The organism is Idiomarina piscisalsi (genome assembly GCF_003987095.1).
Lineage (GTDB): Bacteria > Pseudomonadota > Gammaproteobacteria > Enterobacterales > Alteromonadaceae > Idiomarina > Idiomarina piscisalsi.
Genome location: NZ_PIQA01000006.1, coordinates 90,304 through 115,151 on the forward strand (window position 1 = coordinate 90,304; position 24,848 = coordinate 115,151).

A 24,848-nucleotide genomic window follows, 5' to 3' on the forward strand; every position below is an offset into this window, starting at 1 on the left:
TCGTTTCGGAAGAGATTCGTTTTAGATTGATACGCATCGTTACCATTGTCAATTAGCAACGCATTTGGGTGTAATTTCGACTAATAATGTAAACCGCTAAATACAGTTTATGTGGGACTGCGACAAAATGTCTCATAAATACATGTAGAACAAAATGGAATAAGCATATAACCTGTTTCTAGTTTACAGTTAGGGAGTCCAATATGTTCGCTACATCACGCCTTATTTCTACTACTGCTATTTTAAGCATACTAGTGTTGTCTGCATCCGCTTTTGCTAGTGAAGAAAATTACGAAGAGGCGGCGAAGCAGTTGCAACAGCGTTTAGGTAAGGTGCTTATGTCGACCATTCAGAAAGACGGTCATGTTGCTGCAATTTCTGTTTGTAACGAGCAGGCACCAGAAATTGCCAGTGCGGTAAGTGATGAACTAAACCTAAGCGTTGGACGTACGTCTTTGAAAGTGAGAAACCCGCAGAATGAACCGACTAAAAAGCAAGAGCAGGTTCTAAAAGAGTTCGAGCGGTTATGGAGCAAAACGAAAGAAAACGTACCGACTCAGCGCTACACGAATGAAGAAGGGCATACGGTGTGGATGAAAGCTATCGTTATGCAGCCGCAGTGTGCGGCGTGCCATGGTTCGAATATTGAACCTGAACTAAGAAAGGCTATTACCCAAAAGTATCCAAACGATAAAGCAACAGGTTTTGACGTTGGCGATATTCGTGGGGCTTTTGTTGTTAGATCAAAAAATCAAAATCAATAACCATTGATATTGTAAGGTTATTGTTTAGAATGAGTTAAATCCTTAGCTAGGAGATCATGTAATGGAACTCGACCCGCTGTTCCTCTCGCGAATTCAGTTTGCGTTTGTTGTGTCTTTCCATGCCATTTTCCCGGTGTTCACTATCGGGTTGGCGTCTTATATTGCACTTATTTACGGCCTTGCATTTAAAACCAATAATCCGAAATGGGAACGTTTGGGCGCGTTCTGGACGCAGGTTTTCGCTGTTGTTTTCGGTATGGGAGTTGTGTCAGGCATTGTCATGTCGTTTCAGTTTGGTACGAACTGGAGTAATTTCTCTCTGGCAACCGCAAACTTCCTGGGGCCTGTGCTTAGTTACGAGGTTGTGACAGCATTCTTCCTTGAAGCTGCGTTTTTGGGAGTGTTGCTATTTGGTCGAGGCAAAGTGCCTAACGGTGTGCATTTCTTTGCGGCGTTGATGGTCTCTATTGGTACCTTTATTTCGTCATTCTGGATCCTCTCGGCGAACAGCTGGATGCAAACGCCTGCAGGGGTAGAGATTCGTGACGGTATCTACCATGTAGTTGATTGGTCGGCTGCTATCTTTAACGAGTCCTTCTGGTATCGGTTTGCTCACATGGGCTTGGCTTCATTCTTGACCGGTGGTTTTGTGGTTGCAGGTGTTAGTGCCTGGTTCCTGATTCAAAAGCGGGACACGGAGTTACATCGTAAAGCATTATCGATGACGCTTTGGCTGCTATTATTCCTGACGCCACTACAAGTCTTTATTGGCGACCTGCACGGCTTAAATACGCTTGAGCATCAGCCAACTAAAGTGGCGGCGATGGAAGGTAACTGGGAAACGCAAAAAGGCGCGCCTTTGTTATTGTTTGCAATTCCAGATCAAGAGCAGCAAACCAACCACTTTGAAGTGGGCATTCCGAAAATGGCAAGCTTCATATTAACTCACGACTGGGACGGTGAAATTCCTGGTGTGAAAGAGCAGCCGCCGGAGTTACAGCCAAATGTACCTGTCGTGTTCTGGTCCTTCCGAATTATGGTGGCTATGGGCTTGTTAATGGTGCTGGTTGCCGTTATTGGACTGTTCCTGCGACGTAACAAAGCCTATATGCATAAGCGTTGGTATTTACAAACACTGCGTTTAATGACGCTAAGTCCGTTTATTGCTGTATTGGCCGGCTGGTTTGTTACGGAAGTAGGTCGTGCGCCTTATCTGGTATATGGGCAAATGACGCATGCGGAGGGAGTCACTCCGTCACTGACTGGAGGAATGGCGCTGTTCACTCTCATTGGCTACGTTTTGGTTTACGCCTGTGTTTTTGCTGCCGGAGCTTATTACTTAACGCGCGTCATTCGTACCGGAACAGAAGGTACAGAGCAGCACGACGATGAAAAGCATCGTGCTAAACGCCCACTGTCTGCTGCTGAAGCAAGCTTTGATTAAGGATGTCAGTTATGAGTGAACCCGTTTTTGACTTAACCTATATTTGGGCTGCAATCATTGCCTTTGGCGTCATCATGTATGTGCTAATGGATGGTTTTGATTTGGGGCAGGGTATCCTGTTTATGTTCGCACCGAGCGAACAAGATAGAGATATTATGATGAATTCGGTTGCCCCTGTTTGGGACGGCAACGAAACCTGGTTAGTGCTTGGTGGAGCCGGGTTGTTGGCTGCTTTTCCTTTAGTCTATTCAATCTTCTTACCTGCACTTTATATTGGTGTGTTTTTACTTCTGGCAGGGCTCATTTTCCGTGGTGTAGCCTTTGAATTCAGGTTTAAAGCGCATTCGTCCAGGTACTTATGGAATTGGTCATTCGCTATTGGCTCCACCGTTGCAGCGTTTGCACAGGGTGCGGTAGTGGGCGCTTACATTCAAGGTTTTGAAACAGAGAATATGCGGTACGTTGGTGGTGCATTAGATTGGCTAACACCTTTCACTGTTTTGACCGGTGTAGGTTTGGTTGCGGGTTATGCACTGCTTGGTGCAACCTGGTTAGTGATGAAGTCAGAAGGAGCGACGCAAGAGTGGGCTTACAAGCTTGTTAAACCACTATTGGCAGCTGTGTTAATCATTTTCCTTGTCATTAGCGTTTGGACTCCGTTTGTCGATGCATTTGTGGCTGAGCGCTGGTTTAGTGAATTCTCTGCAATTTGGCTACTGCCCATACTCGGTTTACTCAGTGCATTCTGGATTTATCGGTCTGTTAGTCAGCGTCGCGAAGGCACGCCATTTATTGCGACCATGGCGCTATTTATCTTTACGTATTTAGGCTTGTTGGCAAGTAAATGGCCTTACGTAGTACCGCCGAATTATACTCTTGCGGATGCGGCGTCAGCACACGAGTCTCAGCTGTTTTTGTTAATAGGGCTGCTATTCGTTATTCCAATTGTACTGGTTTATACCGCTTGGACCTATTGGGTATTCCGAGGTAAGGTCAAAGCTGACCAGGGTTACCATTAGGAATGGTGAATGAACGCTGATTTTGCGTCTGCTTCAGCCTATTTAAAGCAGCTTGCTGCTTACGTAAAACGCCCCATTCAGTGGGCGTTTTTGTTAGGTTTATTAAAAACAGTGGCTGTCATCGTGCAGTTATCATTCTTGGCACTATTGGCCGAAAGGTTATTTGTGGGCGAATACTCACTTTGGTCTCAGCCAATGCTATTGATCGGGTTGTCGCTCACTAGTTTGTTAAGAGCAACGTTGCCGCAAATACAGCAACAGTTTCTGCGCAGAGCGACATTATTGGCAAGCCAACAAGCTCGTCAGAAGCTTGCTGACGACTGGCAGCGAAAACTGTTAGCGGGAAAGCCGTTAGCGGCAGCAGACGGTTCGTTGCAATTAGAGCCCATTGAATCTTTGAAGGGCTACTTCAGCCGCTATTTGGTGCAACAGTATTTGGTTGTCACCTCTCCGTTACTTATTTTACTGGTGTGTTTTTACTTAAACCCGGTTGTTGGTGCTTTACTCCTAATTTCAGGGCCGATTATTCCGGTTTTTATGGCGCTTGTTGGCATGGGGGCTGAAAGGTTAAGCCAAAAACATGCACAACAAACGTTTGCATTGAGCCGTGTATTTACCGACAAATTACGCAACCTAACGACGTTAAAGCTATTTGGTGCCGGTACTGCTGCTGTTAATGATGTCGCAGCAGCGGGGGAAGATTACCGCAAAGCCACTATGTCGACTCTTCGCATTGCGTTTTTATCGTCAGCCGTGCTGGAGTTTTTTTCCAGTGTGGCGATTGCCGGTGTTGCTTTGTATGTGGGCTTTGGTCTATTGGGTTATATCGACTGGTTAGGCGCTGACCAATTAACCTTATTTACAGGGCTCTTCGTTTTGCTGCTGGCGCCGGAATACTTTGCGCCACTTCGACAATTTGCGCAAAGTTACCACGATCGCGCGGCGGCTGTTGGTGCCGCGACCTTATTGTGCGAGTTAAATAAAGATAGCCTTACCGCTGAAGAAAGCTCTGGTACTAGTGATGATTTGCGCAAAGACACTCATCTTTATGCTTGGAATAACCTAAGCGTGACATTTGGCAGTAGCGGAGCTAATAAGCAATTAAAGTTTCCTGATAGCGAGATAGCGCGGGGGGAGCTTTGTGTAATAACAGGTGACTCAGGCAGCGGTAAAACGACGCTAGTCAAAGTTCTGTTAGGGCAGCTGCCGTTTCAGGGGCAGTTATCTCAACCAGTCGAAAGTACTCACCAAATTGCCTATTTTGCTCAGCAACCATTCCTAACCGCAGGCAGCTTGCGTGCTAACCTCAACATATTCGAGCATCACAGTGACGCACAAATTTTCGAAGCATTAGCACAGGTGCGTCTTGATAAGCTTCTGGCAACGCTCCCTGAGGGACTTGGCACTAAGCTTTCAGAGCACGGGGTCGGACTATCTGGAGGAGAGCAGCGTCGGCTTGCGTTAGCACGTTGCCTATTATCTCAACGAGCTGTCATTATCGCCGATGAGCCGACGGAGAATCTTGACGAAGTGTCTGCGGAAGCTATTAGAAAGTGCTTACAGAGTTATGCCCATGATGGCAATACCGTCATTGTCGCAAGTCATGATCCATTACTTATTAAACGGGCTACGCAATTAATAAAGGTGTCGGCATGAATCACCGTGACTGGCAATATTTAAAGCCCTGGCTTAAGCAGCTTAGAAGTGTCCGGCTTCAGATTTTTATTGGCTTGGGGCTTGCGACAGCGACTGCGTTATTTGGTATTGGTCTATTGTCATTGTCTGGTTGGTTTATAACAGCCGCCGCTTTATATACTGCATTTGATATTTACACACCGGGGGCCGGAATTCGCTTTTTTGCTGTGACGCGTACTCTGAGCCGCTATGTAGAGCGTTTGATCAATCACGATGCTGTTTTAAAGCTACAAGCGCGCTGGCGTGTCGCGCTGTTCAAAAGACTACAAGGCCGTTCGCTGGCAAGCTTAGCCCCTTTGCGAGTTGCCGACGGCGTGCAATATTTAACGCGTAATTTGGATGCCATGGATAACCTGCTGTTAAGGCTTATGGCGCCGGTGTTGGTTTTCGTATTATCGTCGTGTCTGTTGATTCTCTTTTGGGGAATCTATATTCCTTCGGCAGCGATAGCACTGGCAATAGCGGCATTGCTTGTGCTCTTTGTCAGTGTTCGAATGGCAAAGCAAACACGTGCTTTGGCAATGCAACAACTGCAATCAACACAGCGTTTGCGGCGGCAGTCGATGGCGTTTACTGAGTCAGCTACTGAGCTACTCGCATGGGGGGCGTATAAAACCCACCGGCAGGCGTTACTAAAGCAAGCCCAACGACAAGAGCAGCTCGACGACAAGCAGCTGGCAATGCAGCATAAAACACTATGGCTTGTCGAAATATTCTCTCACAGCGTCTTTTTGCTAGCGGTGATACTTTCAGGCTTTGCTTTTGAGACGGGTATGATAAGCAGCGCTGAAATGATTATGTTGGTGCTCTCAGCGCTGGCGTGGCAAGAGATTGCAGCGGAGTTACCGTCTCAATGGGGAGGTTATGGAAAAACGGTAGCGGCAGCGAAACACTTGTTAGCTAATGAAGCCTCAGTGCAGAAGCCAGTGAAGAGTCACAGCAGTGAGTCTTTGAAAAAAGCTATTTCCTTGACGTTGGATAACATCAGTGTCAAACGAGGCAAGCGAGTCCTGATAAGGCCGGTATCGGCACAGTTTAAACCCGGTTATGTCCATTGGCTGAATGGTCCGTCAGGCCTTGGTAAAAGCTCGTTAGCCGAAGCCATTATGGGGTGGCTGCCCTGTTTCACCGGAAAAATCACCTTATCGCAAGGGGCGGATGTAGATAACCATATCAGCTTTTTAACGCAAAGAACGGAAGTATTGGATGGGTCGATAAGAGAAAACCTGAACCTATCGCATCAACCTATGGGCGATGAAGAACTCTGGGCGGTATTGCAGTTAGTGGAACTGGATAATGTAGTAAGAGCCTTACCGGAATCACTGAATACCCTAGTTGGTGCCAGAGGCGTGATGCTATCAGGCGGTCAATTACGGAGACTTGTGTTAGCAAGAGTTTTATTACAAGGGCGTCCCATTATTTTGTTAGATGAGCCTTTTGCGGGGCTCGAGCGTCAACTGGCGAAAAGAATGCTGGAAAATATCGTTGCTGCCTACAAGGACAAGACGTGGATTATTATTAGCCACCTTGGGCCAAACGAACTTGATAACCCGAAAATTCCACAGGGGGAAACGATAGTACTTAAACCGTTTTAACTAAAAAGCAGCGACTACCGGAGAGAATGAGTAGCCGCCACTAGGTTGGGAAAGGTTTATTTCTTTTCTTCGAAATTGCAGGCGTCAGGTGCGCTATGCGGTTCAGGTCGGTGACTGAGGTGTTTAGGCTTGGCTAGCCATTCCTTGCCTTTAAGCATGATATCCCAATATAGCCACGGCAACATTTTCTCTTTTAGGAACCAAGCCGAGCGAGTCGGTTTTGTTCCGTCAACTAACCAGGCTGGGAAGGTAGGTTGTAATTTGCCGCCATAACCAAATTCAGCCAATACGATTTTTCCGCGCTCTACCGTCAATGGACAAGAGCCATAGCCTTCGTAAACCGCCATTGCGGGTTTACCTGCAAGCGTAGACAGTACATTTTCGGCAACGACCGGGGCCTGTTTACGAACTGCTGCAGCGGTTTTCGCATTAGGTGCGTTAGCCACATCCCCAACGGCATAAATGTTGCCATACTGTTTGTGTTGCAGTGTTTCTGCACTGACATCGACCCATCCTGCTTTATCGGCTAATGGGCTCTTGGCAATAACGTCAGGCGCTTTTTGCGGCGGACAAACATGTAACATATCGAATGACTTCTCTACTTCAGAGGTACGGCCGCTACTGTCAGTTACTGCAAACGTTGCTTTTTGATTGGGACCGTCTACAGCAATTAAATTATGCTGAAACTGTAAATTGATGCCATAGCTATCAACGTATTTTTGCAACGCCGGTACATAGTCTTTGACGCCGAAAAGAGCTGCGCCTGCCGTGCAAAACTCAACATCAATGTCTTTTAGAAAGTTACTACGCTTCCATTCGTCGCAAGATAAATACATTGCTTTTTGTGGAGCTCCAGCACACTTTATCGGCATTGGCGGTTGCGTGAAAATGGCTTTACCCTTGCGGGTCGCCTGTACTAATTTCCAAGTGTACGGTGCAAGATCAAACCGATAGTTTGAAGTGACACCATGCAGCCCCAGACTTTCTTTTAATCCCGGAATTGCTTCCCAGTCGAGTTTGAGTCCGGTTGCTACAACCAGACTTTGATACGCAATTTGGTCACCATTTTCGAGGACGATGCGTTGCTGTTCAGGCAGGAACTGACTGACTGCGGTTTGGTACCACTTGGCGGCCTTCGGCATGATGTCGCGCATCTGTCGTTTGGTTTGCTCGCGCTCAAACACGCCACCGCCGACTAGGGTCCATCCAGGCTGGTAATAATGCGCTTCAGCCGGCTCAACAATAGCAATATCGGTTTGCGGTTGGCGCTTTAGAATACTAGCGGCAACTGACTGGCCACCGGCTCCGCCGCCAACGATGATCACTGTATGTTTGTTGACCGAAGGGGCGTTTGCTTGAGAAGTGTCAGCAGTGCTTTGCTCAAAGCGTTGTTGCATACGGGACTGCTGACCTGAGAGGTCGTAGCCTGCTTCTTGAGCTGTATCGAGTAACGTTTGTGGAGCTAGATGAGCAGCCTCTGCCAACGCCCATAAGGTACATGAACGAGTGCCGGTGCGGCAATAAGCGAGTACGGGGCCTTTGATATCGGCCATCAGCTTCGCAAACGCACTTACATCATCGTCGGTGATATTCCCGGAAACTACGGGTAAGTGTTTAAATGTTAGTCCATTTCTCTCAGCTGCCTGCTTAATTTTGTCGGCATTGATTTGATCGTCGCTTTCGTTATCAGGGCGATTGCAGACGATGGTTTTGAAACCCAGAGATGCAGCAACACCGACATCCTCGACAGAGATCTGTGGTGAAACACTGATAAACGGGCTGAGTTTACGACGTTCCATAACAAGACCTCATTTAGAATAGGTTAAGCGGAATTTTCAGGTAACGTTGGTCGTTATCTTCCGCTGGCGGCATTTGCCCTGCGCGCATGTTGACTTGTACTGAGGGGAGGATTAACCGGGGCATACCCAGTGTCGCATCGCGCTCGGTACGCATTTTCACAAACTCTTCTTCGGTTTTTCCGCCACCGACGTGAATGTTGTTTTGCTTCTCTTCCGCAACGGTCGTTTCAAAGGCATATTCATCGCGATCGGGAGCTTTGTAGTCGTGGCACATAAATAAGCGAGTGTTGCCCGGCAAAGCAAATACTTTCTGTATAGAGCGGTACAACGTGCGAGCGTCACCGCCAGGAAAGTCACAGCGCGCGGTGCCATAGTCGGGCATAAATAGGGTATCGCCAACGAACGCGGCGTCGCCGATGACATAGGTAAGGCAGGCCGGCGTATGACCCGGTGTATGTAGTACTCTTGCCTCAATATTACCGATACTGAAGGTATCTCCATCGGCAAACAGCCGGTCAAACTGACTACCGTCACGAGCAAACTCGGTACCCGCATTAAATGCTTTACCGAAAGTCTCCTGAACGGTCTTAATATATTCTCCAATACCTAGTTTTGCACTGGTTTTCTCTTGCAAATAAGGAGCCGCAGATAAGTGGTCTGCGTGAACGTGGGTTTCTAAAATCCAGTCCACGGTAAGCTGCTTTTCTTTTACAAAAGCCAATATAGCCTCAGCTGACTCTGTGTTTGTGCGGCCTGCGGCGTAGTCAAAATCGAGTACGGAGTCAATGATAGCGCAGTGTTTAGATTCTGGATCCTGCACAACATAGCTGTATGTGTTTGTCGGTTCATCGAAAAAGTGAGTAACGACAGGATTCTGTGATGACATATATAAAGCCTCTTCAGTAATATATAACCAAAAGTAATATCTATATAACCAACACTAACTCCAAAGAGAGCAATGGGCAAATAACAATAAGTTATAGTTATCAATTCTATTAGAAAAAAATTTTAAATCTAAAATAACGATTAAAGTAATCGTTTTTCAAATGGGCTGATCGCTTGAAGTAATTACTTTTTGTTATATGCTTATAACCAAATTCAAGCGAGGAGGTCATTATGACAAGCATCATTCGCAAAAGCCCATCGACAGGTGGAAGTTCTCCTGATGTATGGGGAATCTACGAAAAAGACACTGGATCTGTTCAGTATATCGTTGCAGATCCTAATACCAAAAAAGCGGCGCTTATTGACGTTGTTCAGAACTTCGATCCGCGCAGCGCAAAAACGTCATTTGAGAGCGCTGACGAAGTATTGGAGCTGGCGAAAGACAACGGTCTAACCATCGAGTGGGTTTTAGATACGCACCCGCACGCTGACCACTTGATGGCATCAGCTTATTTAAAAGAGAAAACCGGTGCACCTAATGCTATTGGAGAGAAGACCTTTGAAATAGCAGAGCTATGGAGCGATTACTACAACGTATCAGGGATCTTCGATCCGAAAAAAGATTTCGATCGGCTATTTAAAGAGGGGGATACCTTCAGTATTGGTGATCTTGAAGTCAAAGTCTGGTTATCACCGGGTCATACATTGGGTTCAATTACTTACATTGTGGGTGACGCCGCATTTGTGCATGACACATTTATGTATCCAGACAGTGGTACGTCACGCGCTGACTTTCCCGGTGGTTCTTCAAAAGACTTATGGGAATCATTGCAGCGTATCTTGAGCCTTCCCGAAGAGACACGCTTGTTTGTTGGGCATGACTACGGAAAAGGCGGACGCGAGGCTCAGTGGGAAGCCACTGTGGCGCAGCACAAACAAAGCAATGTGCACTTATCGGGTGACGTCAGCGAGCAGGAGTACCGGAAGGTACGAGACGAACGGGATGAAACCTTGGCGCTGCCAGACAGAATGTTACACGCTCTGCAAGTTAACTTGCGTGCAGGGCAATTGCCACCTGCCGAGAACGATGGACAGCATTACTTCAAAATTCCGGCGAATAAATTTTAGTTAATTGAATTAACTAAATGACGACAATCGAAAGAGAGGAAATACTAATGAGTTTACGTATTGGCACTATCGCACCTAACTTTAAAATTGAAACAACCACAGGCACCATCGACTTTCATGAATGGGCTAAAGGGTCTTGGACGTTTTTCTTCAGTCATCCGGCCGACTACACGCCAGTATGTACGACTGAAATGGGTCGCACTGCGCAGTTAGCTCCGGAGTTTGCTAAACGCAATGTTAAGCCACTAGGCCTTTCAACTGATACGGTTGAAGAGCACCTAGGTTGGATTAAAGATGTTAACGAAACACAAAATACTGTGCTTGAGTTTCCTATTGTTGCTGACAAAGACAAAGCAGTGGCTGAACTGTATGACATGATTCATCCGGATGAAGATGACAATGCGGCTATCCGCTCGGTTTACATTATTGACCCGGATATGAAAATTCGCCTGACGATGACTTACCCAATGACTGTAGGTCGCAATTTCGCCGAAATCTTGCGTGTAATCGACGCACTGCAAACAACGGATAGTCAAGAAGTGGCTTGCCCTGCAGATTGGGAGCTCGGTAAACCGGTTATTATTCGTCCAAGTGTTTCTGACGAAGATGCAAAAGCGAAATTCCCGCAAGGCTGGGAGACACTGCGTCCTTATCTACGCTTGACGGACCTTAAGTAATTTCTGCGGGTTAGCAAGTAATTTACAGGTTAAAGGTCGCGTACTAAGCGCGGCCTTTTTTGTTTTAATTCTTTTTTGTTATAATCATATTTCAAATAAGAATATGAGGTAAAAAATGCTGCTAGTGATATTAGGTGCTGTGATTATTGGTTTGAGTTTAGGCCTATTTGGCTCCGGGGGCTCAATACTAACTGTTCCTGTGCTGATGTACTTAGTGGGTATGCCCGCGGGTGAATCAATTGCCTCGTCATTATTAATTGTTGCCGGCATCAGTTTGTTTGGCTCAATTTCCTACATAAGACGGAAAAACGTAAGCTGGCGCCACTTCTGGGTATTTGGTATTCCCGGGATGATAGGTACATACGGTGGTGCGTGGATAGGCACATTAGTTGATAGCCGCTGGCAGTTACTTGTCTTTTCTCTATTAATGATAGTTGCAGCATTACTTATGTGGCGCAGTAAGCCTAAGCCTCCTGGCCATGTTACTGAAATGAACTATGCCAAAGTAACGCTTGAGGGCTTAGTGGTGGGTGTGATAACCGGTTTTGTTGGGGTCGGCGGAGGCTTTCTAATTGTACCCGCACTGGTTCTTTTAGCCGGACTATCAATGCCTGTGGCAATTGGTACAAGTTTGTTAATTATCGTCATTAAGTCTATTGCCGGCTTCTTTAAATATTATGCAGTCATGTCAGCTAACGACGTCGAGTTTAACTGGTTTATTATTTCTATAATGATAGCCGGCGGAATTCTCGGGAGTATTTTGGGCTCTAAAATCGGCCGTAGCTTACCCAAAGAAAAGCTCCAGAAAGGATTTGCTGTGTTTCTTGTGCTAATGGGCATTTTTGTGATTACCAAGTCGGTGATTTAAAAAGAAAACTGAGATATTTTCGTTGCTCAAAAGTTTACGAGTCGTTAACCTTTAACCTTTAGTTTTGTCTAAAGCGAATAGGGGATTGTCAGTGGCTTTTGATTACGGCTCCATAGATCTAGGGCTTAAAAACCCATTTAAAACAGAGGGACTTGTCACCACCTTGCGTGGCGGTATACAGCTAGTCGCGGCTGTCTTTTTGCTGGTATCGGCGGCCGGCTCAGTCAAAGAAGACGCGCTTACCGGTTGGGTTCTGGCTATATTCGGTGTACTGCTGCTGATTGCTGGTATAAAAGTCATCAGTGGCGGCATTATGGCCATGCTTCGTTACTTTGTGGGGCGTAACCACCCAACGTCTCTGGCTCGAAACTTTAGTAAGTCGGAGCGCAGTACCTCACAAGAAGAAATGCCTTATGTTGGCTATACCGATAGGGGCTTGGAAGAAATGCTTATGGGTCGTAAAAATGCGACCTTTGTAGAGCCTAAAGGACTGCTGGCGCGCATTGCCCATACGGTTTTTCCTAAGCTGCTATTTATGCCATACCCCGTGCGTAATATGGCGCAGCGTTTGCTTGGTGCCTGGGTTCGTACTATTACCGCCATGATAGCGTTCGGTTTTGCTGCGTTTGTGTCTTTGGCTGGTTTCGCCGGAGAGGCTGGGGAACTCGCCTTTCCGGTTTATACCGTATTGCTGACGCTTTATTTAATTCAAGTATGGCGCAAAGCGGGAACATCAATTTCACGAAATGCAGAGCAGTCCATTGACTCAATGGGGGCTGGAGCTTTGGCAAAAACGGTTGTTTTCTCACTGCTACTGCCGGTTATTGTGGGGCTAGTATTTTCCTGGTGGATGTCTTCTGAAAGCGTGACAGCCTCAGAAGTGGAAGTTTGGTTTTCTGCGTTGCCTTCGTTTCATGCGGGGCTTTATCTAACAGGCATCGCATTGGGTGCATTAATATCTACTGCTATTTCAGTTTTGCTACTTAAAAAGCGCCTTGCAAAAGCCAACCCGGTATCAGAAGTATCAGAGCTTCGTGAAAACTGGCAGGAGTCAGTGCATCCGAAGGAAATATTTATCAACCTCGACAACCTGGTCATGGCGAATCGCCGTTACAAAGAAGTGCCGAATCGTGTCTATCGTGAACTGAACCCTAGCTTGCAAGAGCAAGTAGATGGTAAGGGCGCATTTAATGGTGAGATGATCCAGGAAATACAGCCAAAAGTGAAAGGTATGGAGCTGGGTGGATCGTTTGGTCAGTTCCGTTTTATAAGTCTGCTGCTGGGCAATTTGCTGTTTGTTGGCGGTATTATCGCAACCTTTCTCTTGGCTTATGAAGTGACAGAAGTTGCTGCCTTCTTGCGAGGCATTGACTACCAAGTGAACACATCTGCTGAGCTTTTAGCATTTGCGACTGTCGCGGTTGGCGCCATTCATGTCTTTTTAATTGGTTATTTGTTGAAGGCGTTTGCCCACTTGCTGGCGAATGTAGCACATTTATTCTTCGCCGAGATCCAGTTTGAGTCGTTACTTATTTATTTTAAATGTGAAGGTACATTCACCGAGTCTAAAATATCAACCGGAACCGGTATTCACGACAGCACACGCTCTGAAAATACGTTGGTTAGAAGCAGTATTACCCCTTGGGTTATTGTTTCCCGGTTAGTGACGACGACTTTTGCTGCTACCGGTATGAGAAATCTGGAGCACCCGCGGCATATTCTGGAAATGCACAGAGCCGATGCGGAGCTCGAGAGTATACGAAACGATGTGATAGACTTTTTGAAAGACAGAGAGTCAATAGCGTCGCTGACCAGCAAGCGTGATTTGGGTAATGCCTCGCAAATTCATCAGCTTAATGAGCAGACTCGTGCGATTCCGGGCTCTCAAGAACGTTTAGATGAGAAGCAGCAAACGTCTGATGAGGAAGCCGCCGGTTACCTCCGACAGGAAGAAGACTTAAATAACGACAAGCCGTAACGGGAGAAGTATGTCGCAAAACACCATAGCCGAAAACAAGAAACGTCACGACTTAAGTGGTCATAGCGAGGTTTGGCTGTTCGGCTATGGGTCGTTGATTTACAAGGTCGACTTTCCTTACTTAGAGCGCGCACCGGCTTACATTGAAGGTTGGTCGCGACGTTTTTGGCAGGGGTCACACGACCACCGTGGTACACCGGATGCGCCAGGTCGTGTTTTGACACTAATAGAAACGCCAGGAGAAAAATGTACGGGTATGGCCTACAAAGTCACGCCCGACGTGTTCGAGCATTTGGATCATCGTGAGAAAAACGGTTATTTACGCTTTACCACACCTATGACGTTTCGAGACGGCAGCCAGCATGAAGGGCTCGTCTATATTGCAACTAAGGACAACGAGGCCTTCTTAGGGCCAGCTAGCAGTAAAGAGTTGGCCGAGCATATCGGGCAAGCGTCAGGTCCCAGCGGACCCAATAGCGAGTATTTAGTGAAGTTGCAACTGGCTTTGGAACAGCTAGGCGTTCATGACCCCCACGTAGCCGATATTTATCAAAAACTTTGCCATCAAAAGCCGCAGGATATTATTTAATTCGCTCCCACGGAAGAGCTTCTTTGAGAACTGGGGGGGTCAAAACAGAGCCTTGCAGTTCTTCACAACCAATATGTTTGAGTAGCAATAGTTTTTCTTTACTGTTGACGCCCGTCGCAATGGTTCGAAGACCTTTAGCATGAGCTATCTTGACAATTGAGGCGAGCTGACGTTTGGCATCGCTGTTCGATGCGGCTGAGTGTATCAATTCGTCAGAAAGTTTTATGGCATCCACCGGTAGTTTAAAAAGTGATTGAATGGTGGAAAACCCTTCGCCAAAATGGTCCGCGATAATATTACAGCCAATATTATGCAGCTTTTCTAAATAAGTTCGTGTTTTAGGGGTAAGGTTCATCAATGCTGAATCCAGAACTTCTATACAAATACGAGTGGGCGGGTAATCCGTTGTTTGTATTTTATTCGCCAGTGCGTATAAAACATTGGGCTCCACGTCTTCGCCCAGAGAAATATCGATAGAGACCTTAGGTTGCCGTTGCTCCTGAGTCAATTGACTTAAGTCCGCAAAACACGACTCAATCATCCACATTAAATAATCTTTCGTTAGCTGGTTTTCTTTAATCATTGAGGCAAACTCGCTAAAAATAATGTCGCCTCTGGTTGGATGGAGCCATCGACTCGATACCTCTAACGTCTCAAAATGCCCGGTGACGGTGCTTAATCGTGGCTGATAAAGTAACGATATTTCATTATTGATCAGGGCGTCTTTAAACTGCTTTGAAAAACTTGACTGTTGTTGAGCTGGTTCGCTTTCATCAAAAAATGACAGGATATCGCCGGTGTCTTTTACCCGATAGGCGCGGTCGCGTGAACGCTTGAGTACCTCTTGAGAACTTTCTGTTAATTGTCGCTTATTCACCCGCAGAATACTGGCGCTGGGATCGAGTTGGTAGGACGTACCATCTTCCGCCTGAACTTCTTTTTGCAGATACTCTTTCAGGTTATCCTGAACGTTGTGGTTTTCTTTTTCTGCAGCATGCTGCACGCCGATAAGTTCATTGTCGGAAGCTTGTCCAAAGTGAACCTGATTACCTAACAATTCACTCAATTGCTTGGCCATCAACTTGACCAGCCTGTGAGCTTTCTCGGTGCCTATTTTTTGTTGAATGTCGTCGAAGTTTTTTAGGCGAATGTCAATAATATCAAACAGGGATTCATCACTTAAACGGGGGTTTTTAGACAAGCTTTTAAAATATCCTAGCAATGCTTTGATATTCGGCAGTCCCGTTTCTTGATGGCGGAACTTAGCGTGTTGTTCTCGGCGGAGAGTGGTTTTTAATGTGCTTGAGACCAAACCGGTGATAACCGGAACAAAGGTGCAACTCATCAGCAAAAAGACCCACCCAGTTGACACTAAGTTATCGCTGATGAATGGAGAGGAAAGGGCAAAAGGCCCCATGACTATCGCGGTGATGATTCCAAATAAGAGGCCCGCTCTAAAACCGAATAGTAGACCGACAATAGCCAGAGGAATATAAATGAGTGAACTATAAATACTGGGTAATCCACCAGAGCTGATAACTAACCTTACTATCGCAGCGCTAAGAACCAGTAAAACGAAGCTAGCGATGAATACGCTCTCCGCCTGCATTCGTAATGCCCTAATCAGTGCCAATTGAAAAAATCGGCTTATTTTTGAGAAGGTTACCATTATTCCTACTTATAATATCGTGTTATGTTGATAGGTTATTACCTCGCTTTAGAGTGTGTTTAATGTTATCTACTGTCAAGTAGAGCTATTTTTCCCTATGGAGGGTACCGTGAGAGAGTCACTGGAAAGGCGCTCATTTGTGCTAGCGCTGGGATTGGTAAGTGTTACGTTCGCGCTAGTGTTGCAGCCGTTTTGGGGCGCCATTTTTTGGGCCTGCGCGGTCGCTGTTATCTTTTTCCCGTTACATGAAAAGCTCAAAAGTGTGTTTGGCGACAAGCCGAACCGAGCGGCTTTAAGTACCTTGATGGTGGCCTTGTTCATTGTTGTGTTACCGGTGTTAGGCATTGCTTATTCGTTTGTTCAGGAAGGGCTAAGCTTTTATCAAAAGCTTGACTCAGGCAAGGTCAACCCGGGTGAGTTTTTCGAAGAAATTAGAACCGCATTTCCTTTTATTAATGACTTACTGGCTCAGTTTGATATTACGCCAGCCGACGTTAGAGAGCGCCTGTCATCATTTGCTGTGACGGCAAGCCGAATGTTGGCGGAGCAAGCACTTAGCATTGGGCAAAACACCTTCGCTTTTATTATGAGCGTCGCACTAATGCTGTATTTGACCTTCTTTTTGCTTCGCGACGGTAAGCAGTTGCTACATGTCTTGATGAAGGCGTTACCACTGGGTGACGAGCGTGAGCGCAAGCTATTTCAAAAGTTCGCGGAGGTCACTCGAGCCACCGTAAAAGGCAATATTGTTGTCGCTATGGTTCAGGGCGCATTAGGTGGGCTGATATTCTGGCTGCTTGGTATTCCCGGTCCTATTTTATGGGGCGTAGTGATGGCGTTCTTGTCATTAATACCGGCGGTAGGCGCGAGTTTGGTTTGGTTGCCGGTGTCGGTTTACTTGTTTGCAACCGGAAGCTGGATTGCGGGCGCTATTTTGGTGGCGTACGGTGCAATTGTTATTGGGTTGGCCGACAATGTACTGCGTCCTCTTTTAGTGGGCCGTGACACCAAACTGCCGGATTATTTAGTGCTGTTCTCAACGCTGGGCGGTATTGCATTATTTGGTATTACCGGCTTCGTTTTAGGGCCTCTCATTGCCGCTTTATTCCTGGTGTTTTGGCAGCTGTTTATGTCCGAGTTTAATACCACCGATGTCTATGAAGACGATAAACCGCAGCGTTAAAGCTGCGGTCTTAAATAACCGTCGAGCTGACCTTTAGGCGACAATACCCACTGCCAAAGCTGAATGTCGCGGGCGCGAAAAGCGCCTGCACAGGAAAGCAGATAGTACTTCCACATACGATAAAACTCGTCGTCAAACTGTGCTTTCAGTTGAGGCCAGGCGGCATCGAAGTTCTCAAACCAGGCCATAAGGGTTTTGTCGTAATAAGCACCAAAATTATGAAAATCTTCGCAGACAAACTTCTGCTCCAACGCCTGCCCAATTTGAGAAATAGAAGGAATTTCTCCGTTAGGGAATATGTACTTGCTAATCCATGGGTCGGCGGCGGTATCGCTGACATTTTTACCAATGGTATGTAGTAGGAAAAGGCCGTCCGGTTTGGTGCAGCGTAATGCGACATCCATATAGTCGTCGTAGTTTTTCTGGCCAACGTGTTCAAACATACCCAGGCTAATCACCCGGTCAAATTGCTCGTTTAAGTCACGATAGTCCTGTAAACGGAACTCGACAGGTAGCCCCTCACAGCGTTTCTCGCCCAGTGCCACCTGCTCTTTAGAAATGGTGACGCCCACACATTTCACGCCATAGTTTTCAGCAGCGTATTTCATGAAGCTACCCCAGCCGCAACCAATATCCAGCACCGTCATGCCCGGTTTCAGTCCCAGCTTTTGGCAGCATAGCTCTAGTTTGTCACGTTGTGCGTCGTCTACGTTATCCGCTTTTTCCCAATACCCGCAGGTATAGACCATGTTGTCATCAAGCATGGCTTGATACAGGTCGTTACCCATGTCGTAGTGGTGTTGTCCGACTTTCCAGGCACGCGACTTGTCCTGTAAGTTAAATAAGCGGCTTTTCAGAGAGTGAAAAATGAGCCGGGCAGGGTTTACTTCGTCCTGAATACCGGAGCGCAGCAGCTTAAAAAAGAACTGATCCAGTGACTCGGCGTCCCACAGCCGAGCCATATAAGACTCACCAAGTCCCAGGTTGCCACGCGAAAGAGCCTCATCAAAAACAGACTCGTCATGAACTTGCATATCCCAGGCGCGGTTTCCGTTAATGCGAATATCGGCCTTGGCTAATAATTCCTCAACATATGCCTTAGAGGTTGCCATAACATTTGGTCCATTCTTTCCAGAAATGTCGCATTAACTTAACAGGAAGCTATAACCCTGACAATGAGTAGTCACTGTCCTTCCGGAGAGCGAATAAATTCAGGGTAAGCCTCCACGCCGCAATCCACTTTATCTAAGCCCGCATACTCTTGTTCTTTGGTGACCCTTATTCCGATTGTGAATTTTAGTAACCCCCAAAGGACAAAGCTCGTTAAAAAGCCCCAGACCAGAATGACGGATGCTCCTATCAACTGGTTAAGCAGAGTTGCCCCCGAGTCACTGATTGGAACGACCAGGGTACCGAATATTCCCACCACCCCGTGAACTGAAATAGCCCCAACAGGGTCATCGATATGCAGTTTGTCCAGAAAAATAATGGATAGCACAACCAGTATTCCTGCCGTAAAGCCAACAATGGCCGCCAGCCAACTTGGTGGAGTAACGGGTTGTGCTGTTATAGCAACTAAGCCTGCGAGGGCGCCATTTAGAATCATCGTGAGGTCAGCCTTTTTAAAAAAGACTTTGGTAAACAAATAGGCCGCGACCGTTCCTCCCGCTGCTGATATGTTGGTATTCACAAAGGCGGAAGCAATAGCATTGGCATCCGCGGTAGAGCTTAATGCAAGCTGAGAGCCGCCATTAAAGCCGAACCATCCGAACCATAAAACCAGAGTTCCCAAAGTGGCCAGTGGCATATTAGCGCCTGGAATGGCCATTACGGCACCTGATTTAGAATATTTGCCCAAGCGTGGACCAAGTAATAGAACAGCGGCAAAAGCGGCGGATGCTCCGGTTAGGTGAACAATACTTGAACCGGCAAAATCAACGAAGCCAAGTTCTGACAGGAAACCGCCACCCCAGCTCCATGCGCCCTGGATTGGGTAAATAAAGGCGCTTAATGCAACACAAAAAAGTAAAAAACTATTGAGTTTCATGCGCTCTGCAACAACGCCCGAAACAATAGACATTGCGGTGGCAACAAACACCATTTGGAAAAAGAAGCCGGCGTCAGCTGCGTGGGCTGTTGGCGCGGCATCTGGGTACATGATGGCATAACCAATAAACAAATAGCTGAGGCAGGCTAAAGCATAGAGGGTGATATTCTTAGTCAGTATCTCTGTCGTGTTTTTAGCTCTGACCAAACCGGCTTCAAGCATAGAGAAGCCCGCCGCCATCCACATAACAAAGGCGCCGGAGATTAATAAAAAGAAAGTGTCTAAAACATAAGGCAGTTGCGCTAAGTGCTGTTGAGATTCCATGAGTGCTTCCTCTATAAAGCTTGTTCGTTCGTTTCTCCAGTGCGAATGCGTATGCAATGCTCTAAAGGGGTGACAAAAATTTTCCCATCGCCAATGGCGCCGGTCTGCGCCGCTGACTGAATGACTTCTAACGCTCGCTCTAGCTGCGCGTCACTAACCGCAATTTCGATACGAATTTTAGGGAGAAAATCAACGGTGTATTCGGCGCCTCGGTAAAGTTCGGTGTGTCCTTTTTGACGACCAACACCTCTGACTTCCGATACGGTTAGTCCTTGGCAGCCTATCTCGAATAAAGACTCCTTCACGTCGTCCAATTTAAACGGCTTAATTAATGCGATGATCATTTTCATGGGCTTTACCTTGTTAATGCAGTGTTAACTTTGCCTTTCACGAACCATGCCAAAAAAACAACGTGTTGATTTTTAAGGTTAAATTTATTTTTAAGAGCTTATTAAAGCGGAAACCTGCACTAAGCGGGTGCATTGCACCAAAAAGTTCTATTGATGCGGTGTGCTCAGAAGAGATACTATTTACCAACACTATTGAATGATTAAAGGGTTTAGCCATGCTGGTAGGTGAACGTCAGAGTGACTTAATTGGGCAGACCGATCTCTTACGTATTCAGTCATTGTCGGATTTGACAGGGTGCGACATATTCCTGAAGTGCGAGTTTCAAAACCCGGGCGGCTCTATTAAAGACCGTGCGGCAAAGCAGCTTATTGAAGATGCCATGGAACGTGGCGAGCTGAAGCCGGGAATGACCGTCGTTGAGGGTACCGCGGGTAACACTGGCATTGGTTTGGCTGTCGTTGCTAAAGCTTACGGGCTAAACATGCTGGCGGTGATGCCTAATGACCAGACCCCGGAAAAAGAGCGAATGATACGCTTGCATGGCGGTGAGTTGATGGCAGTGGACCCGGTACCTTTTAAAAATGAAAACCACTTTTACCATACGGCACGTCGTTTAGCCGAAGAGCGCGATGATTGCTGGTGGGCGAATCAGTTTGAAAATACCAGTAACGCACGGGCGCATTACCTGCACACTGCGCCCGAAATTTGGGAACAAATGAACGGCAATATCGACGTTTTTGTGTCGGTGGCAGGCACAGGCGGTACTATTGGCGGTAATTCTAAGTTTTTCAAAGAGCAGGACTCGACCATTGATGTGTGGCTGGCAGACCCTGACGGCTCTGGCATTTATGAGTTTCTGAAAACCGGCGAGTATGTATCACACGGCGGGTCGATGACTGAAGGCATCGGTATTATGCGCTTAGTGGAAAACTTTAAGCAGGCAAAAATAGACCATGCGGTTAACTTACCGGACCAGGACTTAGTGACTATTTCCCGTTACGTACGCGACCATGACGGCATTGTACTCGGCAGCAGCTCTGCCCTGAATGTTGCTGCTGCTTTAGCGGCAGCGCTGAAAAAAGGGGCTGGACAACGTATTGTGACTTTCGCCTGTGACTTAGGTGAACGTTCAGCCAGTAAATTGTATAACCCGGAATACCTTCGAGGCCGGGAGTTGAGCACTGAGCCGGAGCCGATAGACGCATTGTTTGAGCGCTATCGTTCATTGGGCGATAAGGTGTTAAATGTGAGCTGGAATAATGACTAAAATACTTGTCTATGCGGTAAGTTTTCTGGGCGTTATTGTTTCTTCAGCAACCGCAGAAGTTCTGCCGCAGCAAGGGTCACTGTCCGACCTGAAAATACCGCAGTTTATAGACATTGCACACCGGGGAGCATCGGGTTATGTACCCGAGCACTCGCAAGCCAGCACCGTTATGGCGCATGCAATGGGCGCAGACTATATTGAGCAAGACATACAGTTAACCCGTGACAGTGTGCCTGTTGTGCTGCATGACGAAGTGCTGGATTACATTACCGATGTTTCCCAGGTATTTCCGGAAAAGCACCGTCCCGATGGCCATTATTATGTGGTGGATTTTTCCCTTGCTGAGTTAAAACAGCTGTCAATAACGCCACGGCATAAGGACTATGAGCTGGTATATCCTAAGCGCTTCGCAAATACTGAGGTTCGCTTTCCCATTCAAACCTTGGACGAGCAACTCAAGTTAATTCATGAACTGAACCGAACTCGTGAGAAAAACACAGGTATTTATGTTGAGATAAAATCACCGCGCTGGTATCAGCAACAAGGTTATGATTCGACGGCGGCGGTTATGTCGGTACTGGCTCAAAATGGTTATCACGACATCATGGCGACTCCTATTTATTTGCAGTCGTTCGACCCGGAAGTGCTACGCCGATTGAAACGTGAGTTTAACTGGGAGCAACCGCTTATACAGCTTATTGGTGATAACGACTGGGGCATGAGCGATGTGGATTACAGCTCCATGCGTACCAGTGCCGGACTGGAAGCAGTGAAGTCTTATGCCGAGGGCATTGGTCTTTGGTTGAGTCACGCACTGGAAGGCGTAAAAGAGGGGCAGCCCCAATGGTCAACAGTGTTAGACACGGCCGACAAAAAAGGTCTGGATGTTCATGTGTATACCTTGCGCGCGGATGACTTACCTGAAGGCGTAGAGTCTCACTCACAATTGCGACAGTGGCTGAGAGCCGCCGGTGTTGAAGGAGCGTTTACGGACTTTCCGGATCAAAAGTAAAGCGCATTTTTAAGCCATCAGAGCTGTCATCGTAATAGTTCGCGAGAACATCAATAGTTTCAAAGCCGCAGTCCTGATACCAGGCTATTGCGGCTTTATTGTCTGATTTAACCTCCAATGAAAGAGCTTTCGCCTGGCTTTTTCGAGCGCATGAAATAAGCTCATCCATAAGCTTCTGGCCAATACCTTTGCCGCGCGCTTCTGGCGCTACGGCAATGGAGTAGAGCCGCCACACCGAGCTGTTTTTACGGGTCAGTACCAGCGCATAACCAAGCAGTCTATTTCCGTCTCGCACTACCCAGCAGTAAGCCGTTGCAGAGCTTATTAAGTGCTTAAAGCTACGACGACTAATGCAACTGTAATTAAAGGTCGCGCGTTCCAGCCGGACTAAGTTGTCCAGGTCTGAAAGTTGAGCCCGTTCGACATTGACATTCACTGTGAGTTACCTGATTTTACTTGCGCTCGTCGAGCCTGCGGTTAAAGTCCGCCATAATTAGGCGGTAAAGTTCGTATCCCAGGTGTAGATCTTCCACACCGTATTCAATGGACGGGTTATCGTTAATCTCTATTACCACAGGGCCGCGCTCGGTTTGTTTAATATCGACACCGTATAGACCGTCGCCAATCAACCGGGTTGCCTGTAATGCCAGGCGAACCACATCTTTAGGTGCCTGATGCACCCCCAACGTTGTAAACGAGCCGCTTTTAGCGCGAGAAGATGACTCTTTATGGTTATAAATTTGCCAATGATTACGTGCCATAAAGTACTGACAGGCATAAATAGGCCGGTTATTCAGTACGCCGATACGCCAGTCGTAGTCCGTTTTAATAAACTCTTGTGCCAGCAAAATAGTCGACTGTTTAAATAATGATTCCGCAGTCGCTTGTAACTGCTCGAGGTTTTCTGCCTTCTCGACACCGATAGAAAATGAACCGTCAGGAATTTTTAAAACCACCGGGTAGCCTAAAGAGTCGCCAATAGCTTTATAGTCAATGTCGGATTGGCTCAGTAGTAATTTAGTTTTTGGTGTGGCTACTTTGTGTTTGTCTAACAGCTCTTTCAAAAACACTTTATTAGCGCACTGAACAATAGCGTCAGGATGGTCTATCACTACCATACCGTTGGCTTCTGCCTTTTTAGCAAAGTGGTAGGTGTAATGGTTAATTCGTGTGGTTTCTCTTATAAATAACGCGTCAAACTCCAGCAAACGGTTGAAGTCGTCTGCGGTTATTAACTCGGCGTCGATATCCGCTTCTTTTGCCGCCTTAATAAATTGGCTTAGAGCGCGTTTGTCAGAGGTAGGAATAGCCTCGTCCGGGTTGTGTAATATGGCCAGATCAAAGCGCAGCTCCTTACGAGAGCGAGCTTTACGCCAAACTCGTTTACTGAACTGATCCAAAGCATTACCGAAAAAGCTTTGCTCGTTGTCGTCTAACTGGTTTAGGGCACCGGCCTGCAAAGCTGAAATGTGCCAGCGACCATTAAACTCAAGCTGTACTCGTAATATTGGGCATGGGTAGCGCTCGAAAATCTGCCGGGCAAAGTTTGTCAGCGCTTTTTCTTTGCACATACCGAAACAAATAAGTAAGGATAACGATTTCTTGTCGGACTGTTGCAGGTAACGCAGAAGTGATCGGTCGGTCGCATTAATGAGTAACTGATAGTGTGAAAAGTTGTTCACATCGTTAATAGTGGCAACTGACGGAATGACTTTTTGGCCGCGGGCTTCCGCTAATAGGCTGACATAGTAGCCGGTCGACAAGTAAGATAAGTCGTTACAGAGGTTTAAAATACTTTGACGCGAATTCGAGTGAGTAGTTTGCAAGTACTCACTTGCGCTAAGTAAGCTTTGGCTAGGGTAATATGGCTGCCAATCGACCATCTCGTCAATAATGACGTGAGCCTGAGTTTGCATGATGTCCTGATATAAAAAGTGTAAAACCCACGAGTTTATTTGCTTATTAAAAGCAACTGACACTATATTAGAAAGATAACGGATAACAAGCAGATTTTTATTGTTTTTTTGCTATGAAAGGAGTCAGATAAATGCTGACAATTTTGGCTAAGCTGCTAAAGGCGTTGAACTCAGAGACCAGTCCCTGGGCACTGGCCTTAGCAGTGGTTTTAGGAATGTTCATTGGTCTGACGCCACTGTGGCGGATCCATAACCTCATTATTATTCTCGCGGCCCTTATTTTTCGGGTCAATTTAAGCTTATTCCTGGTTTCTTTTGGTGTGTTCTCGGGTGTTGCCTACCTGTTGGATCCGGTGTTCCACGACATGGGTTTGAGTATTCTTAATGCTTCAAGCTGGCAGGGTATCTACGAAGCCGCTTATGCCAGTGCGGTAGGGCGGTTGTCTATGTTTAACCACACCATAACCATGGGGAGTGTCATTTTCAGCTTGTTGGCCGCTCCTTTCGTTGCTGCGATTAGCTATTTTGTCGTGGCAAATTATCGTAAGCGCATTCAAAAAGCCTTTATGAAACTGCGAGTTGTGCAAATTATTAAAGGCAGCCGGTTCTGGCAAATTTACTCGAGTCTTAGGGGGTAA

Annotated in this window: 22 protein-coding genes; 14 read left to right on the forward strand and 8 right to left on the reverse strand. The window is 46.7% G+C overall.

What is annotated here, in order from left to right:
• Window positions 1–203 precede the first annotated feature (203 nt).
• From CWI73_RS08475 to CWI73_RS08495, 5 genes are all read left to right on the forward strand, one after another.
• Window positions 204–764 (forward strand): Tll0287-like domain-containing protein, encoded by a 561-nt coding sequence (locus tag CWI73_RS08475; protein ID WP_126752377.1) that lies wholly within the window; start codon window positions 204–206, stop codon window positions 762–764.
• Between the two features lie 61 nt (window positions 765–825).
• Window positions 826–2,208: a cytochrome ubiquinol oxidase subunit I gene (locus tag CWI73_RS08480; protein ID WP_126752378.1), complete on the forward strand. Its 1,383-nt coding sequence runs from the start codon at window positions 826–828 to the stop codon at window positions 2,206–2,208.
• An 11-nt stretch (window positions 2,209–2,219) separates the two neighbouring features.
• Window positions 2,220–3,227 (forward strand): cytochrome d ubiquinol oxidase subunit II, encoded by a 1,008-nt coding sequence (cydB, locus tag CWI73_RS08485; protein WP_126752379.1) that lies wholly within the window; start codon window positions 2,220–2,222, stop codon window positions 3,225–3,227.
• Between the two features lie 9 nt (window positions 3,228–3,236).
• The gene (locus CWI73_RS08490; RefSeq protein WP_126752380.1) at window positions 3,237–4,883 is read left to right on the forward strand and encodes an ABC transporter ATP-binding protein/permease; all 1,647 of its coding nucleotides are present in this window, start codon (window positions 3,237–3,239) and stop codon (window positions 4,881–4,883) included.
• Window positions 4,880–6,517 (forward strand): amino acid ABC transporter ATP-binding/permease protein, encoded by a 1,638-nt coding sequence (locus CWI73_RS08495; protein WP_126752381.1) that lies wholly within the window; start codon window positions 4,880–4,882, stop codon window positions 6,515–6,517. The genes CWI73_RS08490 and CWI73_RS08495 overlap by 4 nt, the downstream gene beginning before the upstream one ends.
• 56 nt (window positions 6,518–6,573) lie before the next feature.
• Here CWI73_RS08495 and CWI73_RS08500 read toward each other — a convergent pair whose 3' ends face one another.
• Complete coding sequence (locus CWI73_RS08500) at window positions 6,574–8,316, reverse strand: bifunctional protein tyrosine phosphatase family protein/NAD(P)/FAD-dependent oxidoreductase (protein ID WP_126752382.1); 1,743 nt, start codon at window positions 8,314–8,316, stop codon at window positions 6,574–6,576.
• A 13-nt stretch (window positions 8,317–8,329) separates the two neighbouring features.
• Window positions 8,330–9,202 (reverse strand): MBL fold metallo-hydrolase, encoded by an 873-nt coding sequence (locus CWI73_RS08505; protein ID WP_126752383.1) that lies wholly within the window; start codon window positions 9,200–9,202, stop codon window positions 8,330–8,332.
• A gap of 230 nt (window positions 9,203–9,432) precedes the next feature.
• Here CWI73_RS08505 and CWI73_RS08510 point away from each other — a divergent pair, with 230 nt between their 5' ends.
• From CWI73_RS08510 to CWI73_RS08530, 5 genes are all read left to right on the forward strand, one after another.
• Window positions 9,433–10,329, forward strand: a complete 897-nt coding sequence (locus tag CWI73_RS08510; protein WP_126752384.1) for an MBL fold metallo-hydrolase — start codon at window positions 9,433–9,435, stop codon at window positions 10,327–10,329.
• A 47-nt stretch (window positions 10,330–10,376) separates the two neighbouring features.
• Window positions 10,377–11,006: a peroxiredoxin gene (locus CWI73_RS08515; RefSeq protein ID WP_126752385.1), complete on the forward strand. Its 630-nt coding sequence runs from the start codon at window positions 10,377–10,379 to the stop codon at window positions 11,004–11,006.
• A 115-nt stretch (window positions 11,007–11,121) separates the two neighbouring features.
• Complete coding sequence (locus CWI73_RS08520) at window positions 11,122–11,874, forward strand: sulfite exporter TauE/SafE family protein (protein ID WP_241968876.1); 753 nt, start codon at window positions 11,122–11,124, stop codon at window positions 11,872–11,874.
• Window positions 11,875–11,965: 91 nt separating this feature from the next.
• On the forward strand, window positions 11,966–13,852 hold the full coding sequence (locus CWI73_RS08525; RefSeq protein ID WP_126752386.1) for a hypothetical protein: 1,887 nt from the start codon (window positions 11,966–11,968) through the stop codon (window positions 13,850–13,852).
• Between the two features lie 10 nt (window positions 13,853–13,862).
• Window positions 13,863–14,441, forward strand: coding sequence for a gamma-glutamylcyclotransferase (locus CWI73_RS08530; RefSeq protein WP_126752387.1), 579 nt, complete (start codon window positions 13,863–13,865; stop codon window positions 14,439–14,441).
• Here CWI73_RS08530 and CWI73_RS08535 read toward each other — a convergent pair.
• Entirely contained in the window at window positions 14,434–16,050 is a 1,617-nt protein-coding gene (locus CWI73_RS08535; protein WP_198675171.1) for an EAL domain-containing protein, read from the reverse strand. The genes CWI73_RS08530 and CWI73_RS08535 overlap by 8 nt on opposite strands.
• A gap of 169 nt (window positions 16,051–16,219) precedes the next feature.
• Between CWI73_RS08535 and CWI73_RS08540 the strand changes: the two genes are divergently transcribed.
• Window positions 16,220–17,293, forward strand: coding sequence for an AI-2E family transporter (locus tag CWI73_RS08540; protein ID WP_126752389.1), 1,074 nt, complete (start codon window positions 16,220–16,222; stop codon window positions 17,291–17,293).
• Here the strand turns inward: CWI73_RS08540 and cfa are convergent.
• From cfa to CWI73_RS08555, 3 genes are all read right to left on the reverse strand, one after another.
• Window positions 17,290–18,405, reverse strand: a complete 1,116-nt coding sequence (gene cfa / locus CWI73_RS08545; RefSeq protein WP_126752390.1) for a cyclopropane fatty acyl phospholipid synthase — start codon at window positions 18,403–18,405, stop codon at window positions 17,290–17,292. The genes CWI73_RS08540 and cfa overlap by 4 nt on opposite strands.
• 71 nt (window positions 18,406–18,476) lie before the next feature.
• Complete coding sequence (locus tag CWI73_RS08550) at window positions 18,477–19,664, reverse strand: ammonium transporter family protein (RefSeq protein WP_126752391.1); 1,188 nt, start codon at window positions 19,662–19,664, stop codon at window positions 18,477–18,479.
• An 11-nt stretch (window positions 19,665–19,675) separates the two neighbouring features.
• Window positions 19,676–20,014, reverse strand: a complete 339-nt coding sequence (locus tag CWI73_RS08555; RefSeq protein ID WP_053953691.1) for a P-II family nitrogen regulator — start codon at window positions 20,012–20,014, stop codon at window positions 19,676–19,678.
• Between the two features lie 215 nt (window positions 20,015–20,229).
• On the opposite strand from CWI73_RS08555, the gene CWI73_RS08560 reads away from it, so the two are divergent.
• Window positions 20,230–21,282, forward strand: a complete 1,053-nt coding sequence (locus CWI73_RS08560) for a cysteine synthase A (protein ID WP_126752392.1) — start codon at window positions 20,230–20,232, stop codon at window positions 21,280–21,282.
• On the forward strand, window positions 21,275–22,294 hold the full coding sequence (gene glpQ / locus CWI73_RS08565; protein WP_126752393.1) for a glycerophosphodiester phosphodiesterase: 1,020 nt from the start codon (window positions 21,275–21,277) through the stop codon (window positions 22,292–22,294). Before CWI73_RS08560 ends, glpQ begins: the two co-directional genes overlap by 8 nt.
• Here glpQ and rimI read toward each other — a convergent pair.
• On the reverse strand, window positions 22,269–22,730 hold the full coding sequence (rimI, locus tag CWI73_RS08570) for a ribosomal protein S18-alanine N-acetyltransferase (protein WP_126752394.1): 462 nt from the start codon (window positions 22,728–22,730) through the stop codon (window positions 22,269–22,271). The two genes, glpQ and rimI, sit on opposite strands and share 26 nt — an antisense overlap.
• Window positions 22,731–22,746: 16 nt before the next feature.
• Window positions 22,747–24,210, reverse strand: a complete 1,464-nt coding sequence (locus tag CWI73_RS08575) for a RimK family protein (RefSeq protein WP_126752395.1) — start codon at window positions 24,208–24,210, stop codon at window positions 22,747–22,749.
• Between the two features lie 131 nt (window positions 24,211–24,341).
• On the opposite strand from CWI73_RS08575, the gene CWI73_RS08580 reads away from it, so the two are divergent.
• Window positions 24,342–24,848, forward strand: coding sequence for a DUF2062 domain-containing protein (locus CWI73_RS08580; RefSeq protein WP_126752396.1), 507 nt, complete (start codon window positions 24,342–24,344; stop codon window positions 24,846–24,848).

What these genes read in the sequence shown, in the direction of transcription:
- CWI73_RS08495 (WP_126752381.1), top strand. Translation starts at nt 4,880, where the DNA reads ATGAATCACCGTGACTGGCAATATTTAAAGCCCTGGCTTAAGCAGCTT.
- CWI73_RS08505 (WP_126752383.1), bottom strand. Translation starts at nt 9,202, where the DNA reads ATGTCATCACAGAATCCTGTCGTTACTCACTTTTTCGATGAACCGACA.
- CWI73_RS08480 (WP_126752378.1), top strand. Translation starts at nt 826, where the DNA reads ATGGAACTCGACCCGCTGTTCCTCTCGCGAATTCAGTTTGCGTTTGTT.
- CWI73_RS08520 (WP_241968876.1), top strand. Translation starts at nt 11,122, where the DNA reads ATGCTGCTAGTGATATTAGGTGCTGTGATTATTGGTTTGAGTTTAGGC.
- CWI73_RS08515 (WP_126752385.1), top strand. Translation starts at nt 10,377, where the DNA reads ATGAGTTTACGTATTGGCACTATCGCACCTAACTTTAAAATTGAAACA.
- glpQ (WP_126752393.1), top strand. Translation starts at nt 21,275, where the DNA reads ATGACTAAAATACTTGTCTATGCGGTAAGTTTTCTGGGCGTTATTGTT.
- CWI73_RS08550 (WP_126752391.1), bottom strand. Translation starts at nt 19,664, where the DNA reads ATGGAATCTCAACAGCACTTAGCGCAACTGCCTTATGTTTTAGACACT.
- cfa (WP_126752390.1), bottom strand. Translation starts at nt 18,405, where the DNA reads ATGGCAACCTCTAAGGCATATGTTGAGGAATTATTAGCCAAGGCCGAT.
- cydB (WP_126752379.1), top strand. Translation starts at nt 2,220, where the DNA reads ATGAGTGAACCCGTTTTTGACTTAACCTATATTTGGGCTGCAATCATT.
- CWI73_RS08580 (WP_126752396.1), top strand. Translation starts at nt 24,342, where the DNA reads ATGCTGACAATTTTGGCTAAGCTGCTAAAGGCGTTGAACTCAGAGACC.
- CWI73_RS08535 (WP_198675171.1), bottom strand. Translation starts at nt 16,050, where the DNA reads ATGCAGGCGGAGAGCGTATTCATCGCTAGCTTCGTTTTACTGGTTCTT.
- CWI73_RS08490 (WP_126752380.1), top strand. Translation starts at nt 3,237, where the DNA reads ATGAACGCTGATTTTGCGTCTGCTTCAGCCTATTTAAAGCAGCTTGCT.
- CWI73_RS08530 (WP_126752387.1), top strand. Translation starts at nt 13,863, where the DNA reads ATGTCGCAAAACACCATAGCCGAAAACAAGAAACGTCACGACTTAAGT.
- CWI73_RS08555 (WP_053953691.1), bottom strand. Translation starts at nt 20,014, where the DNA reads ATGAAAATGATCATCGCATTAATTAAGCCGTTTAAATTGGACGACGTG.
- CWI73_RS08575 (WP_126752395.1), bottom strand. Translation starts at nt 24,210, where the DNA reads ATGCAAACTCAGGCTCACGTCATTATTGACGAGATGGTCGATTGGCAG.
- CWI73_RS08500 (WP_126752382.1), bottom strand. Translation starts at nt 8,316, where the DNA reads ATGGAACGTCGTAAACTCAGCCCGTTTATCAGTGTTTCACCACAGATC.
- CWI73_RS08560 (WP_126752392.1), top strand. Translation starts at nt 20,230, where the DNA reads ATGCTGGTAGGTGAACGTCAGAGTGACTTAATTGGGCAGACCGATCTC.
- CWI73_RS08510 (WP_126752384.1), top strand. Translation starts at nt 9,433, where the DNA reads ATGACAAGCATCATTCGCAAAAGCCCATCGACAGGTGGAAGTTCTCCT.
- CWI73_RS08475 (WP_126752377.1), top strand. Translation starts at nt 204, where the DNA reads ATGTTCGCTACATCACGCCTTATTTCTACTACTGCTATTTTAAGCATA.